The sequence below is a fragment of the Chryseobacterium jejuense genome, assembly GCF_017877355.1.
In the GTDB taxonomy this organism is placed as follows: domain Bacteria; phylum Bacteroidota; class Bacteroidia; order Flavobacteriales; family Weeksellaceae; genus Chryseobacterium; species Chryseobacterium jejuense_A.
This window is the reverse complement of sequence record NZ_JAGIPR010000003.1, coordinates 106060-121040: the sequence shown is the minus strand read 5'-3', so window position 1 is coordinate 121040 and position 14981 is coordinate 106060. Positions and strand designations below refer to the sequence as shown.

The following is a 14981-nucleotide window of genomic DNA, read 5'->3' as shown; positions in this document are numbered from 1 at the left end:
TAATTAATTGTTTAGTTTTAATTCGTTGATTGTTACTCCGCTTCCCGGAAATTCCGTGTAAGCTGATCCATCCCAATATTTATAGATAAACTGCAGTTTTAATTTTAGATCTTTGATCTTATTGCTCTTATGCACGACTAAAATCTGAGAATAATCTTTAGCATAGATGAGTTGGAAATCTTCAATATGATTACCTAAAGCATCAGGAACTTTAAGACATTTTTTCACCTCTTTCAATGGAATTCTCGGATCATTGAATGGTTCCGGATTCCTTATGAGTAAGGCCACTACATCATTATTGGTATTAACTATTTTAACAAATTCTGTATGGGTAGGAGGATTTAATGGTTTTAATCCCATCACTCCTTCAAAAGCACGGTCAAATACTTCTGAATAGGTATTGGCAAGCCCTTTTAAGTTTGGATTTTCAGTACCTTCTGAAGCTAAGATATAGAGGTCATTAAGCTGCTGTGGCTTAAGATCAGCTTTCACTTCATAGATAGCATCCTTCTGTCCTATCACTTCGTTTTTATCATTGTATTCTTTCAGCTTATAACTTTCTACCTGCTCTTTAAAGTCCTTGTATCTTGAAGTTCTGAATACAAATTCATGGATCTTCTGGTTTTCTTCATATACTTTGTAAGGATCTTCTGCTACTGGTGTAGGCTGTGGTTTAAAATCCCCGTCTCCATCATCGTCAAAGGCATTGTAGATAATAGCTGTGTATAATTTTTCAGGACTTAGGTCTTCCAATTCCACTGAATACTTATATGCTTTTGGTGTAACTGGTTTTCCAAGATTAATGCTACAAGCCATACCTGTGTTCTGCTGATTAACATGATTCACATAGTTAAGCATCTGCTGAACTCCTAATGGTAAATTAGGATCGTCTTCTGCCCAGCTTTCTTTAGTTACCGGTATTGTTTCATGCTTTGTCCATGTAGGAGGCAATGGATACGGAATACTAATACCCGTTATAGGATCTTTGATTGCGATATTGATACTTCCTTTAAGCTCTTTAATATCTATTTCACTATCATTATGAGCCGCCCATGTTTTAAGCATATTATAGATATAAGGCTTAGTAAAGGAAAGTACTATTTTACTCTGCTCATTTCCATAGAATAATGGTTTTGCCATCAGAAGATCTCCGTCTACATTAGGATATGATTTTTTCATATCGATATATGATTTCAGAGAAGTAATTGGATATTCATCTATATTTTTCTTCTTATCAATCGGATTTCCATCAGCATCTGTAAGCTTTTCAATGTAGTCTTCATTTTTCTTCTCAAAGTGCCCGATAGGTCCTGCTGTTTTAAAGGCAAAGTAATAGTTAATGATATGTGGTGTATCTCCATTTACATTATCTTTCAGTTTAAGATTGATGTAGTATACACTGTTTGGTCTCCAAACCGGTTGTACCACTTTGCTCATAGCCTCCTGCATCAGCTTCATATCTTCTGTTACAGCATCTTGTGACGGGATGGTCTGCTGATATTCGTAATCTTCAGCCGTCACCCATCTCACCTGATGGAATAAAGTATGACAAAGGCTGGTTAGGTTACCATTTCCATTATCGTCATCATCATTACAACCACAGTTTCCTAGCTTGAAAATGATGTCATGAATATCTTTTGTTAATTGTACCGCTACAGACATTTTAGCACCTTCAGTATTCAGATAGCTTCTCAGCTTCTCTACAAGGTCTCTTACATATCCTGCTCCCTGGATCAGGTTATATTGTGGAAACTCTTTATCAAACTGGTAGATGGCATCAATGAACATGAAGAAACATTTTGAACTGTATCTTAATTGAGTTACTTCATCTACTCCCTGATAAACAATACATTGGTTAAGATTATACATAAGCCCGGTAAGGAAATCACAAAGTTTTGTATCTTTTGTACAAGGCTCTGCTTTAGAATCACAGCCACAATCAGGAGTAAACTTCAGATTAAGAGGTTTTTCTGTGGTCTTGCCCACCTTAATGATCGCTACCTTATTGATTGTTTCTTTTGGATAATCACTTGAATAACAGATATCAATACCATCAGCTTTTTCTGAAATTTTTGTGACTACGCTATTATATTTAATAAACTGGTTAGTAGGACCATAAGGTAAAAATAAGAAGATTACAGAATGAGTATTAAAATCAACAAATGGCGGAGTATTTCCTCCTGTTATCATCATATACTGCGTTTCATAATCTGCCCACTTGGTGGCTACATTAGACATGCTAAAGTTCACAATTCCATTTCCAAATAATCCATTATATCCATCTTCAACATGCATCACATTGAAATCAAGCTCTTTGCATTGAGAAGAAGTACATCCTCCGTCTTTCAGTTTTTTTAGCTGTTCAACAAGTTTGTCATATTCAGCCTGTTGTTCTGGTGAAAGGACAACGCTGGTTACCTCACCTGTTGTATTGGCTGTTGCATTGGCCCAGATCTGGTCAATTTGTGCATTGATATTATCAATCTCCTGCTGGTTGGCATTGTATGGAATAATTTCAATCTTACTTACATATTGGCCTGCATGATCAGCTGCTTCATAAACCAGTTTTGATGCCAGTTCTGCTTTAGTTTTGGTTACTTCTTCAATCAGCGCATAATTCTGATAAATACCAGTCGAGAATACATCTTTATAATATCTGACCCTCACTGAACTAGCCGTTGTAGAAAGAAATAATTCTGTACTTGCAGATGCTTCAGGAAGCAAAACAACCATTGTATTTCCATTGGTAATCTTTAAAGATTTAGAGAAATTATGCGGGTTGGACGCATTGGAAACCATCATATAATCCGTAGCATCCGATACTGTTCCTAAAAGGTTGTAATACGCTCCGTTAATGAAATTATAAGGCGCTCCTGCCGGTGGATAATATACAGTTCCTACCGTTTTGTCTTTTACATCAGACTCATGCCATACTTTTTCTGTTTTCGTACAGAATAGTGATGAAGCTGTAATTCCGTATTGTTCAGGAATAAACCATCCCGGCTGTGCAGAATCTAAGAATGAGAATGGTGTAGATGCCAAAATCCTGATGGTATCATACTTATCATTGGTTTTCTGCCAGAATCCTAATTTAAATTTATTAAGGTTACCGATAGTGTCTGCTTCAGCTTTAGTTAATACAGCCTTGTAAGGATTGTACTTATTCCAGACACCTTGTTTATTAAGAATTTTAATCTCAACATCTTCAATGGAGTACTGATGTTTCACCTGACGAAGTACGTGGCCTCCCGGCTGCGTTTTCTGAGGTGGGATAAGATCTGTAAATTCAGTTGCTCCGCTGGTATGTCCTCCAATTTTCTCACCTGCCCCCGTCGTTGGGATAAGTCCTTTTTCAACTTTAATATCAATATAGGTATCCAATGGAATGGTAGGCAGTTTTTCATGATCCTTAACTGCTGGTGTCGGAACTTGATCAACCAATACTACAGGAAGATCAAAGGTCTCATTGGTCAACATGTGAACTCCTTTTACCGCATTTTTCAATCTTTCTTCTTTCGGATAATCAATATGTGGTGGATCTGATTCGTAGGTCAGAGGTGGTACAGCGCTTGTATCCACATGATTCTCCCTTTTCTCCCATTTGATACTTAAATGAACTTTAAGCTTAATTTTAAAGATTGCCAGCTTAATCTTGAGTTCGAATTTGAATTCTGCCAGGATCAGGAACGGGAATATAAGTTCTACTCTGAAATAGATCGAGATAAATAAGGCAACACTTACAATGAAAAGATTGATCTCTGCTCCTCCTTCCACATAAATATATCCTCCTACCTGCGGTCTTTCAAAACTGATATGAGCTCCTACTTCAATAGCCGCATAGACTTTTACAATGATCAGATTCAGGTTAAAATCTACTCTTGCTCCGGCTTCAATTCCCTTGGCGGCAATCATCAGGTAAGACTCTGCTTTAATATTCACTGAATCTTTAAACAGACTGGCCCTGATCGGTTTATCCCTTGTTCCGAAATTAACATACCATGGTCTTTGGTTTTTAAAAAAGAAGCCCATCTGAACTTCAGCCTTAATGTCAATAAATGAACCGTTATTTTTGTTGAGCTGGAAGTTACCACCTGCTCCAATTTCCAATGAATTGTCACCTACGATAACGAAAGCATAGAATGGTGGAACTTTAGGGTCATCTTCTGTCAGCCCAAGGCGCTCACTGATGATCGTTAATCCGGCATCAATGGCAAACATACTTGGTACTGAAAGCAATACCATTGCCCGTAATGAGGCAAGACGTCCATCTAAGGTGGCCAGCGAAGCTCCTGCTCCAAAGGAGAACGGTGCACTATATTTCTGAGTAAACTGAGGTCCGATAAATTTATCTGTATTAATTCCTCGTTGCGGATGTACATAATAATCGTACCAGGTATCGTTTTCTGTCATTCCAATGGCCTCCTTATGGGCTACATATCGGTATCCGATGAGTCCTCTGAATCCGAAAATACCAAATGAACCTAATGGGATCACGAACGGCAGTTCAACGCTTGCATCTACCAGAAATCCCGGATATTTAGGATCGAAAGCCATTTCAGCAGAACCGGAAATATTCATTTTCGGCAACTGAAGAGAAACTTTTCCTCTATATTCTGTGGATTTTCCTGGCTCAGGAATAGTAAGAGCACCTTTTATAATCGCTACAGCAGCACTTGCGCTCGCTGTTCCAGGAATTACTAAGTCAACTTCTAAGGTTGAAATATGGAAGTAATCATCTTTAGTTCCACCGAATTCGTCATTATCAGCAGTATAATAATATTTTACCCCATTACCTCTTACATCAAGACCTAATGGATTGATATTAATACCACCATCAAATCCGATATAATTATAGGTACGCATATTCCCTTTATACATTCGCTGTATGGTTCCCATGTGGATGGCTGTAACCGCCATACGTACCGGTCCTAAATTCAGATGAAGGTTGGTTGGAATAATAGAACTTCCACCTGCAATTTCAAATTTACCGTTGGCGTAATAACGGATAGCCGGAAGATCAATTCCTTCTTTTCCTAAAAGTCTTTCTCCGAATGATCCTTCAGGGAAGGTTATCTTAGTATCCGCTTCCACATAGAAGTTATCATTTTTCTTCCCGATTTCTATTCTTTGTAAATAAAAGTTAAGTATGTTAAAAAGATTCATTTTCAGACCAAAAGGCAGAATGGCAGCAGAAAGTTTGAAATTTTCTTTACTTTCCCATTCTCCAACAACGTCAATGACCATATCCAGGCCATTATAATCTTTGAATTTTTTGATTTTCAGTCCGGCATGTAATGAGGAATGTACTACCTGCCCCTGGTGGAAATCAATATCAAATTTGCTGAATCCTAATTCCCATGATTTTTCAGAATCTTTCCCAAGATTAAACCATAAGGTACGGTTATCATCATCAAGACTGTCCACAGACAGGCTTGCCAGGAATTTATAATAGTCTTCTTCTTTCTGAAATTCCCTGTAATCTCCTGCAACGGTTCTTAATCCCATTGGATAAACAAACTTAAGCTCAGAAGGTGATGCCAGGCCGTTCATGAAAGTCATCAATTCATCCATGTTATGAATAGCCGTTTCATTAGAACTGCTCATGGATTTCACTTTCAGATTAGTATAATCAAGCGAGAAAAACTTGCTGAAATAATCAACAACTTTGGTTTCGGTTCCAACAGTTTTAACGGCGTAGGTAGGCCTAATGGCAATATTTCCTGAAAGCCCTCCGGTTCCGATCAGCATATGATTGGCTGAAATACCGATAGTCTGTTGGGTATTTCCTTCTGGATTTTTCTTTTTAAACCATTTTTTAGGAAGGAAAATCTCAGTGTATTCCATATAGACGCCCATAAATTCCTTGGGTCTTCCGTCTGCATCGGCTTCAGCAATATTTTCCGTTTTGCTGAGGTCAATTTTAAGGTTGTGAATATCGATTATAAAGCCTGTGTTTCCAATCTGAGCAGGATTACTCATATTCAGCACCAGGTCCATATTATATCCGAAACCTTTTTCAGTATCCGCATAGAATAAAGCTTCACCGAAGCTGAGGGTTACTTTTTTAGTTTCATCTTCAATGACTTCCAAAGGAGCAGTCGGGTGCTTTAATGGGTTTACAGGCTTTAAAATACTTCTTGGAAACTCAATCGCTGCCGACAGCATTAAGGTTGCTTTAAATTTCGGAATGGCTACTTCTTTGATGAACTCATCAATATCCTGCGGCATTAAAGCTTTGAAGAAGGTTTTTACCTTTTCTGATGTCTCCTGCATGTCATTGGAAAGCAAGTAGGTTGCAAAAGCAACTAATGAAGCATACTTTCCTGCCGTTTTATTAAAAATATCCTGTACGACTTCTGTAACTGTCGTAGCATCGGATGGTAATGTAAGTCCCAAACTATGTGAGTCATTAATATCCTTCACAAACTGCATCAGAGGCGTGACATTCTGATTAGCTGGTGAGACAAATGTGTTCACAAAGTGCGCGATGGCCTGTTCTTCCGTTACGTTGAGTACCCTAAGGGCTACCTCGAAGATCTGCTGAGGTTCAAAGGAAAAGTTTCCTAAGCTGAAGTAGCGTAAATACGCCAGGATCTTCCATTGGTATTCAACGGTAATAGGAAATGCGGAGATAGCGGAATCATCTGTTCCGTTCAGGACCAATGAAATCCCTGTTCCCGGAATTTCAATATCGATTCTCTTGGAAACGACAGATAAGCTGTAAAACGCTGAATCTCCTTTCGGCCCTTTACTATACTGTAAATCTTTATAATAGATTTTATCGAGGAGGTTAGTAATCCCCGGTTTTAAGAATCCCAGAATATCCGGGATGTCGTCTTTTGTAACCACAGAGGATAACCTCGGGTAATACCTGTGTGTTACCGGTGTTTGATTTGACATAAAAATAATTTTGTGTTTGGGTGAGTGGAAGGCTTTCGTTTAGGCAAACAAAAGCCTTATTAAGTAGGGTTTACTTAATTTCCCGTGGGGTTTGACTGTTTTCCGATAAGCTGACTATTTTATCAACTTGCTAGAAATAGCATTTATAATTTATTATCATAGTTATATGATATACTTAGTAATAACTAAATAATCAATCTTTCTTGTCTTAAATAGAATTACTCGTTGGTAAAAAAGGTAATGCTGAATGAAAATATGGGTGTTGATCCCATGGAAATAACCCAACATTAGTATCTACAATTATAAGCTCTTCTTTATCCATTGGCCATCCTCCTCCAAGCCCCCAACTATCTTTTCTATCTAATATATATGATAAATTGTTTTGCTCATTATATTCAAACAGTAAAATGGGCTCTGTATCATCACCTTTGAAATACCTTTTTGTTGCCCTTCTCATTTGATTACTTGATAAATCAATAGAACAATTAAAAATTTCTCTATTTTTTACATCAAGTACTCTTTTTCCTTTAAATATTATAGCCCCAGTATTATCAATATCGACCCAATTCCATAAACTATAACCAAATGAAGAAAATTCTTTTGTATGAAAAATCCATCTTTGTCCAGCTTCTACACAAAACTCTTGTATTTTTGATTGAAGATTTTCAGTATCATCTAAATAATATGTTCCTATAAAATACTTAGAAGTAATATCTTCAATCTTTTTAAGTTTCCCATCAAGCAAATATTTAATATAAAAATCATTTATCTGACTTGCTTGTTTTTCGGTAATTTCTTGGAAATATTGGTTGTAAAATTTTTTTTCTAAACTCATAACAATAACTTTTAATCAATATATGGTAATTTGGGTTTCATATCATATTTTCCAATGATTTTATTACCCGTGATTTGCCTTTCATTTTTTATTATTTTATTCTTCTTAACAATTGCAAAGTTAATTTTTTCCTCACCATTAACTGGTATAAAATCAGTATACTGCTGACATGAATTTCTAAATCCTTTTGTAAAATTAGAATTACCTGTTGGGAGCAGTTTAAAAAATTGATAGGTAATAAAATCACCTTCCTTTAAATGAGCTGCTAATGAAGCATAATCATCAGCATCTATAATCCTTCTGTCCTTTAAGTCTTTGATATATTCCTCCATTACTTTGCGGAAATCATCATAATCATTCGCATCTAACATAATATCAATATCAATATCATCAGCTCTCCAGGTAGGTAATTCAACGTTATTTATATTTGGATCATTAATTGTCCTCGGTGCTCTTACAGAACTTCCTTTAACATAAAATTCAAATTTCTCTTCAAAATCGATAAATGATTCATCTAAATTATTTAATGTTTCTATAAAAAAACTTTTAGACTCTTGGCAAAAAGCTCTGTAATTTGCTTTATTTAGAAAGCCAGCAGGAAAGCCTCTTTTTACTACTTCATTTATGTAGTAATTAACTTGTTTTCTTAAGTCAGCATATGAAATAGGCTTTTTAGGTCTATTGGCAGTCACTAAAAAGTCTTCTATTAAAATATTATCGGTTATCCTTAATTCAGTTCTGCAGAAATTAATAAAAGTAGTTAGAATAGCATCTGTATATTCTGCTTGTAAAATGAAATTTCTTTTATTTATTAATTTTTTGACCGCCGCTACAACAGAAAATGTAGGAAGGATCGCCATTTGGGTTGTTCGATAAATGTTTACCGAAGCTTCTGCAAGTACACTATCCGCAGTATTTGGATGAAGGTTCTTTAATTTATTCTTAACATTCTGAATTATTTCAGCTTCACTAGAGCCGCCCGCACTATATACAATTTTATCTGCAGAATTCTTTAATGCAAATGTTGTTATATTATCTGCAGCTGTAACAGATAATGTAGCTAGCTGCAATAACATGATATAATTTTTCATATTTATGCAGAACTCGTCATTCGTACTGCATTCTACAAAATTTGCAAAAAAACCTAATACACCAGAAGTAAATTCAATTCCACCTAAGACTACTCTAAGTCCGGCCTTTGTTAATAATCCTGTTGTTTCCACTCCCATAGCAGCCCATCTTAGATGTCGTAATTTTAAAGCATTTCCAATTCCTGAAAATGTAAGAACCCCATCTAGCATATAGCCAATCACTGTTTCCACATCACTTCTATCACCAAGGTCATCTATCATTTTTAAAACAAAGATTGGAATCAAAGAGTTTATGGTAAGTGAACCATTTCCAATCTGTGTTGGATTACCATACAAAGTTGGTATTGGTACTTTTGTTTCAACATTATTATTTATCAATGTTACAGGTTGATAAATATGATACGTCCCAAATAATGCGTCCTTATAAGCATTCTCATATTTATTTATGATATCTGCTGGAAGTGTTGGTAAATCTTTGTGATAAGCTTCTATCTTACCTTCCTTAAAATTAAATGAAAAATTATCAAAATAGATCCCAATACTTTTATCTGATGTATAAGGCATTGTAATAGGTGCAGCATCTGGATAATCAATTGGATATTCAAATGATGGAGGACTTGTAGAGTTATTTTTCTTCAACTGATATGCAGTCTCATAACTATATTGATAAACTACTGAAGGAGGGACAGCTGTAGTATGGTCCTCTACAAAAAATTTATCACTATTTGCAGGTTTACCAGAAGTTGGATTTAAAGATTTTATATAGAAAATATTCTGCTTGTATGATCCGTCTAAGTTATAAGGGTTATATTTACTATTTAACCAAAGCCCATAGATTGCATGAGTGAAAGCACTTTTAGTCTCTGTAGGTTTAAAATTAGTTTTAAAAATGACATTGGAAAATTCTAGTAATCCAACCGAAATATTATAACTCTGGCTAAGGTTCTCATAAATTACTTCATATAATGTTTTCTTCTCTTTAAAAATAAGTCCATCTTCTAAGGTATTTAACATTTTATCCAAAAACTCATCTACCTCAGTATCTTTTACAGAATAAACCAAGTTCACTATAAATTGTTCTAGAACTTCCCCACTAAACGTTCTACCATTGGCAAATAATCCACCAATATGAATTGGACTATTGTTATTCTCATTACTTAGAGCATTTCTAAAATTATTAATATATTTTTTACTGCAAAGATATTTGAGAATCTTAATTTTTAAGTCCGCAGGAATTAGCTGAAGTACTACAGGACTAAAAGGGATTGCTATATGGATAAGCTTTTCGATATCCTCAGCTTTTGAGTTGTTGGGATCACTATGATTTAATATGAAGTTTCTGAAATTACAATATTGATCATAGTATTGATCTAAAATTACATAATTTTTAGTGTAAATTTCCAATAACTCTTTTAGTGTATGATTCCCCGCTACATTTACAAATACATTTCTCCAAAATATGTCCTGTCTATTTTTGATATTTATAAAAACATCTTTAATTAAAGGATTATTTATATCAATTTCTATAAAAGCTTTAAAAACACTATCTCCAATATTCTTTATTAACTGTGTAATATTAGCAATTGTTTCAATTAATTTTTTATTTATAATAGGTTCAGAATTGGTAACTGAAGCCATTACGATATTTAATTTAAAATATGCTAATGCTGTAGAATTAGCTCCGAAATATGCTTCGTTTGCAAGTTCTGATTTAATTTGAAATCCTGCTGTTGGAATTCCATTTGGGGAATAGCTTTCTCCTGAATAAGTTTTTTCACACTCTAACCATTTGTATTTATTATCATTAGCATGGTTATTATAATCAGCAGAAACATATAAAATTTCTCTTTTTCTTATTTTTATGAAATCTCCCTTTTGTGCAATTCTCCAACTATTAAAAATTTCTACATTTTTAAGGTCTCTTGTCTGGTTTCTATATTCTACGTATTCTTTGTAGTTAGCATAATTACCTTCGTCTGTATAATGAAAGTAAATACCACTTTCTGAATGAAATCCAATCAGATATCCACCAGAATCTGGAATAGGATTTTTAATTCCTTCAAGCCTAACTACTATACCATCTTTTCTTATTACTGCGTCCATATTGCTCCGGTAATTATTTTAAAATCATTATAATTCAATTCAGGCAGCCACTTCGAATAATCATTAGAAGCAAAAACCAAATTATCAGTAGTCGTTACAAAAATTTCTTTATCAGGAAATACTATAATTAGTTTTCCCTCCTGATCTTCTCCCAGTATAGATAAACTGTATCTTTTATATGTAATACCTTCTGAAGATGTAAAATATTTTTCACCACCATCCAGATCATTCTTGAAGTAAAATTTTGGATTATTAATATGATTGTCTTCAATTTTCGTAATCAATTTCAAATTTTCATCATTCGTAATACCCAATATTTTTTTGCTTGGTAAACCACCTCCCGAAACTTGTAGAGATAAACCTGTAATTGTATTTCCTTCTGTATCTGTAAAAATTTCCGTTTTTAAATAATATGGTTTTTCTGATTGATAAAAATTATTTCTTTTGTCATTATAAGTTACAGTTCCACTATTAGAATTATCTAAATATGCAGTTCTGCTTTCAAAATATCCTCCTGCATTTTGTCTTACATTATTCAGCAACGTCTCATAAGTAACTCTCTTCAAACTGTCTGTATCATTTTTCATGATAAGATCCTCTACCTTCTTTGTAGTCACTGTTGCAATGTCTTTCACTCCTGATTTGCTTTCAAAATCTATAAGCAACAGGTTCTGATCAATAATATAGGTAAGCTCATTTCCACCTTTAGACTGAACTTTAGGGGTCACATTAATCAATCCAAAGATGTCATCAATGTCTTTCAAATCATAACTTGTGCTTATAGCAGGATCACCCGGATTTGGACCAGGAGTTTCAGAAGTAATTTTCACTGTCTTTCCTTCATAAATCAACTGTATAAAAGAAGCAACCGTTTTACCGGCATTTGTTTTATCTAATCTGAAAGTAATAGGCTTCGTAAAATTGGTATCTGCTCCATTTCCTTCTTCCTGCAATAAGTTTTTACCTCTGATAAAATAATCTTCATTGGCTGTATCTGCATGTAAAACACCTTGTTTTACGTACATGGCAGCAGCATCGTTATTATCGGTTGTAAGCTGAACTACCAATGATGGCTGTGCAACCAGCTCTTTTACCGGCCAGCCTGCTTCGAACTGCTCTAAGGAAAGGTTCGCAGTGGTTGATCCAATTTTAATATTCTGGGTACTTCCTTCCAGGTTCTGATTTCCATAGAAATTATAGGATCTTTGTCTGCTGCCCTGGATGTACAGATAGGTTGTATCGGCTGTTTTAAAGCCTGAAATCTGACTGGCAATTTCTTCTACCGTTTGCAGAACAGAATTATCACTCATATGAATCTTCCCTTTTCCCTGCGTATGTAAACCATAAAACGCTGCAATATCTAAGAACTGAGTGGCTGTTTCTCTGATCAGCTTCTTTTTAAAAGCAGTATTTCCAATAGCCTGATCTAAAACGTGGTCAGCACTTCGGGCAAAAGCCAGATTCAACTGAAATGGGCTGGGATCGTTCGCTACTGTATAATCTCCCTCGTTCAATACGATATCAATTCCTACACTTCCTGTAACATTTCCAAGATGGGTTCCTCTTGGGATCATCGGCAGTTCAAAAGCTTTCTTTGTATCTACTTCAGTAGTTGTAGTTCCAGTAGTCTGAACTTTAGAAATCTTAAGGAAATAGTCATCAATAAGATCATCTGGTGACTGAGAAGTTCCTGACGGATATCCGATATGTTGAGCGGTAAACGGAGGCACAGTAATTCCCAACATATTATAAAGACCTGTGAACTCTTTTTTGATAATGTCTACAAAGGCTGTTGGTGTTCCTGATGTGATCAGATCACCTTGGAAGAAATCTGATCTGTTCAGCCCTCTGTATACGATATATTTGATCGCCAGTCCTTTAATCGGTTGATTAAAAGGCTTCAGGATCGCATTTACTTTAGTGGAGCCATCTCCACAAGGTTGTAAAAATACCTGTCCCTGGCAAATAGTATATACTTTGCCAGTATAACCGTTTATTTTGGAAGTGGTCCTGAATACGGTACCATTGGCTCCAAATTTTTCGGCTGGGCTCTGCGAGAACGTTTTTCCTTTTTCCAGGAAAAAGAAAGACTCCGGCAACAGATCTGGCCGTACGTTAAGCCCTTTGCTGTCGAGAGCTGTTGATAAGCTTCCCGATGGAATATTTTGTGGCATTTTTGTGATTTTTGGTGTTAATAAAAGATAAGACGGTGGTAATGATCAGTCTCCTAAAAACTGAAAAACATTCTGAATCATTAAGGTCAATAAGGGCTTTAAGAATACTAAGCCTGGCTGCTTTTTAAGTAATGTTTCCTAAAAAAGGCAATATGATTTTTCTTCATGTATCTTAGCTGCTTCAATAGTTTTATTATTCAGAATTTTTTCAGATTTTACCCACTGTTCAATAAGAAGAGGTCTATTTTTTTTCCGGTAAAGACAAACCCCTTCCTGTACAATCATTCCGGTTGATTGCATTATTGATTTTCACGGTGAAATAATCCCGGGATTATTTGGTGAAAACTACATATCCGTCTTTATCTTTTGGTAAATTTTGTAAGTTTCTCCAGGATGCTTTGATCTTTCGCTCGCCTTTCCAGATGGAGCTTCGTTCAAAATGTGGCAGGTCTTTAAAGGTTTTCCAGTTTCCGCCCCAGTCCCAGCCGTGTCTTGCAAAGATCTTTACACATTCGTACCAGTCGGCTACGCCATCATTATCCCAGTCTTTCGCAGTATCCCAGCTTGCTACTTTTCCGTCGATAATCAGGCAGATATCTACCGCTAATCCGTAATTGTGAATGCTTTGTCCGGCTTTGGCATTGGTGACTTTTTTTCCGGCTTTTGTTCTTCCCTGCGCATATAATGCATCTTGGTCTTTAAAGGATCTTAACCCCTGGGTAATCCTCACTCTTGCTCTCCCGGTAAGGGCTTCATCACATTCTTTTACAATTTGTGTGACTTCTTGCCTTACCAATGGATGGAGATTTCTTATTCTGTTTTCACTTGGTTTATCCATGGATGATTACTATTTTGTGATTTGGTGTTTGATTCTTAAGCAAAGCTATTTCAGGCTGACGCCAAAACTTGACGTGTTATTTTGTATAATTAAAAAATATGAAATTTATTTACTGCCAGGCATGAATCATCAGATAGGTTGGAAATAGTAAATATCATTGGGATAAGCAAGTGTACAGTCATTTATAGTTCGTTGTTTAATTCTGAAACAAAAGTATAGGCCCTCAACGTCAAAACTTGACGCATTATATTTTTTTTCCGATTTTCTAACAGATTCATCAACCACATTTCTAGCTGTTACTGGGGATTCATTATACTAGTCTACTCCCCACAGGCTCTCATATTCCTTACAAGTAGTTTGAAAGATAGACCTATAGAAGATTAAGTATGATAAGGGATAAACAAAAGCCTAATGAAACCGAGGAGAAAAAAAGTGAACTGATATTTCATTTCTCTGAATTAAAGTATAATTTTCCAGAAACAGTTCTATTTTTTAGAAGTCATTTTTATTAAAACGCAAAGAAAAATATTCAGATGTTTTATTTTAAGGGGGCTAAGGTTTGCGGTAAACCGCTGATGAAGCGACAGACTATGCATCTGCGTAATCAGTAGAGTGAAATTATTGGGTAATTATTCGCTTAAAATATGCTTCCATTGTTGTAAAATATCTATAAACTCTTCCAATGGCATATCAATAACAGCTTCATTAGGAAGTAGAGAATTTTCCAGATAAAAAGTTTTGGTATCAACATTAATATAACCTCCGAGATCTTCAAATTTAAAAAATGTAAACCAGTTTCCTCTTACCTTAAAATCCAGGAGATCCTGCCAATCCCAGTAACCACCTTCTTTTTCTATAAATGCTTCTATAACCGCTATATCTTCCCAATTTTCAATCAGGCTTATCAGTTCGGTTAAAAATTGGTTTACAGCTGATATAGTTTTAAAATCGTTATTCAATAAGTTTTCCAGATTGGCATAGTATGGATTTTTAAAACTTATTTGGTGATTGATAACGGTAAAGTCTTTTAATTTCATCAT

6 protein-coding genes are annotated in these 14981 nt (G+C 35.3%); all 6 read right to left on the bottom strand.

Going from position 1 to position 14981, the window contains the following annotated elements; genetic code table 11:
- Positions 1–3: 3 nt before the first annotated feature.
- The 6 genes from J2772_RS07735 to J2772_RS07710 all read right to left on the bottom strand — a co-directional run bounded on the left by J2772_RS07735 (position 4) and on the right by J2772_RS07710 (position 14981).
- A complete protein-coding gene (locus tag J2772_RS07735) occupies positions 4–6900 on the bottom strand; it encodes a hypothetical protein (protein WP_209915349.1) in 6897 nt (2298 codons plus the stop codon).
- A 208-nt stretch (positions 6901–7108) separates the two neighbouring features.
- Positions 7109–7735: a hypothetical protein gene (locus J2772_RS07730; protein ID WP_209915347.1), complete on the bottom strand. Its 627-nt coding sequence runs from the start codon at positions 7733–7735 to the stop codon at positions 7109–7111.
- An 11-nt stretch (positions 7736–7746) separates the two neighbouring features.
- A complete protein-coding gene (locus J2772_RS07725) occupies positions 7747–10929 on the bottom strand; it encodes a hypothetical protein (protein WP_209915345.1) in 3183 nt (1060 codons plus the stop codon).
- Positions 10917–13103 (bottom strand): hypothetical protein, encoded by a 2187-nt coding sequence (locus J2772_RS07720; protein WP_209915343.1) that lies wholly within the window; start codon positions 13101–13103, stop codon positions 10917–10919. Before J2772_RS07720 ends, J2772_RS07725 begins: the two co-directional genes overlap by 13 nt.
- Before the next feature lie 331 nt (positions 13104–13434).
- Positions 13435–13941, bottom strand: a complete 507-nt coding sequence (locus J2772_RS07715; RefSeq protein ID WP_209915341.1) for a M15 family metallopeptidase — start codon at positions 13939–13941, stop codon at positions 13435–13437.
- A gap of 629 nt (positions 13942–14570) precedes the next feature.
- Positions 14571–14981, bottom strand: coding sequence for a hypothetical protein (locus J2772_RS07710; RefSeq protein WP_209915338.1), 411 nt, complete (start codon positions 14979–14981; stop codon positions 14571–14573).

Bases quoted from the DNA above. Each gene is read 5' to 3' on its own strand.
- J2772_RS07725 (WP_209915345.1), bottom strand. From the start codon at position 10,929: ATGGACGCAGTAATAAGAAAAGATGGTATAGTAGTTAGGCTTGAAGGA.
- J2772_RS07730 (WP_209915347.1), bottom strand. From the start codon at position 7,735: ATGAGTTTAGAAAAAAAATTTTACAACCAATATTTCCAAGAAATTACC.
- J2772_RS07715 (WP_209915341.1), bottom strand. From the start codon at position 13,941: ATGGATAAACCAAGTGAAAACAGAATAAGAAATCTCCATCCATTGGTA.
- J2772_RS07720 (WP_209915343.1), bottom strand. From the start codon at position 13,103: ATGCCACAAAATATTCCATCGGGAAGCTTATCAACAGCTCTCGACAGC.
- J2772_RS07710 (WP_209915338.1), bottom strand. From the start codon at position 14,981: ATGATGAAATTAAAAGACTTTACCGTTATCAATCACCAAATAAGTTTT.
- J2772_RS07735 (WP_209915349.1), bottom strand. From the start codon at position 6,900: ATGTCAAATCAAACACCGGTAACACACAGGTATTACCCGAGGTTATCC.